This is a genomic window from Pseudomonas sp. P5_B2 (assembly GCF_056400445.1).
Genome location: NZ_JBFULH010000867.1, coordinates 1 through 1,443, shown reverse-complemented (window position 1 = coordinate 1,443; position 1,443 = coordinate 1). Strand labels below are relative to the sequence as shown.

The window sequence follows — 1,443 nt, the reverse complement described above, 5'->3', positions numbered from 1 at the left end:
GCTCCAGACCAGGATGGACATTCAAGTTTTTCAGGAGTTATTCCAATGGAGTTGAAGACCATGAAAACCCGAACTGCCAACACCTCATTCACTCACTTGCGCGGCCTGAAACTGGCGGCCCTGGCAATCGGCAGCAGTTTCATCCTGGCCGGTTGCGCCGGTAACCCACCGACCGAGCAATACGCAGTCACCCAATCTGCTGTCAATGACGCAGTGAGTGCTGGCGGCACAGAGTTCGCGGCCGTGGAGATGAAGTCTGCGCAAGACAAGCTCAAACAAGCCGAAATTGCCATGCACGACAAAAAATATGACGAGGCCCGGATGCTCGCCGAACAGGCCGAGTGGGACGCTCGCATTGCTGAACGCAAGGCACAGGCGATGAAAGCCGAACAGACGCTCAAGGATTCTCAGCAAGGTGTTCAGGAACTGCGTCAGGAAAGTCAGCGCACCGTGCAGTAAGCGCGCATCCAGCCTCCAGACCTGAAGCTCTTACCGATAGAAAGGACGAACGATTATGCGTACACAATTGATGATCCCCGCTCTCCTCGCCGCAAGCGTTGCCCTGGCCGCCTGCTCCACCCCGCCCAACGCGAACCTGGAGCAGGCGCGTACCAACTACAGCGGCCTGCAAGCCAACCCGCAAGCCAGCAAGGTCGCGGCACTGGAAACCAAGGAAGCCAGTGATTACCTGAACAAAGCCGACAAGGCGTATCAGGACAAGGAAGACCAGGCCACGGTCGACCAACTGGCCTACCTGACCAATTCGCGCGTTGAAGTAGCCAAGCAGACCATCGCCCTGCGCACCGCTGAAGCCAACCTGAAAAACGCTTCGGCACAACGCGCCCAGGCTCGTCTGGATGCCCGAGATACACAAATCAAGCAGTTACAGAATAGCCTGAATGCCAAGCAAACCGACCGCGGCACCTTGGTCACCTTTGGTGATGTGTTGTTTGCCACGGACCGCGCTGACCTGAAATCCAACGGCCTGGTGAACATCAACAAACTGGCGCAATTCCTCGCGCAAAACCCGGATCGCAAAGCGATTGTCGAGGGTTATACCGACAGCACCGGCACCGAGAGCCACAACCAGTCGTTGTCGGAGCGTCGCGCCGGTTCCGTGCGCACGGCGCTGGTGAAGATGGGCGTTGATCCGGCGCGCATCGTTGCTCAGGGTTACGGCAAGGAATACCCGGTCGCGGAGAATTCCAACGCTTCGGGCCGGGCGATGAACCGTCGGGTGGAAGTGACCATTTCCAATGACAACCAGCCGGTGATTCCGCGTTCGGCGGTGAGCTCGACTAAGTAAAACTTGCTGAAACACAAAAGCCCCGCCTGAATCGATCAGGCGGGGCTTTTTCATTGGGCAAAACACAAAACCCTGTAGGAGTGAGCCTGCTCGCGATGGCGGAGTGTCAGTCAACATTAATGCGACTGATCCATCGC

2 protein-coding genes are annotated in these 1,443 nt (G+C 57.4%); both read left to right on the top strand.

All coding sequences use genetic code 11. From position 1 onward, the window contains the following. The first annotated feature begins 45 nt into the window (after positions 1 to 45). On the top strand, positions 46 to 459 hold the full coding sequence (locus tag AC1DRJ_RS27560) for a DUF4398 domain-containing protein (protein WP_477804932.1): 414 nt from the start codon (positions 46 to 48) through the stop codon (positions 457 to 459). A gap of 55 nt (positions 460 to 514) precedes the next feature. Beyond that, complete coding sequence (gene lptF, locus AC1DRJ_RS27555) at positions 515 to 1,306, top strand: lipotoxin F family OmpA-related lipoprotein LptF (RefSeq protein WP_477804931.1); 792 nt, start codon at positions 515 to 517, stop codon at positions 1,304 to 1,306. Positions 1,307 to 1,443: the final 137 nt, after the last annotated feature.

What these genes read in the sequence shown, in the direction of transcription:
- AC1DRJ_RS27560 (WP_477804932.1), top strand. Translation starts at nt 46, where the DNA reads ATGGAGTTGAAGACCATGAAAACCCGAACTGCCAACACCTCATTCACT.
- lptF (WP_477804931.1), top strand. Translation starts at nt 515, where the DNA reads ATGCGTACACAATTGATGATCCCCGCTCTCCTCGCCGCAAGCGTTGCC.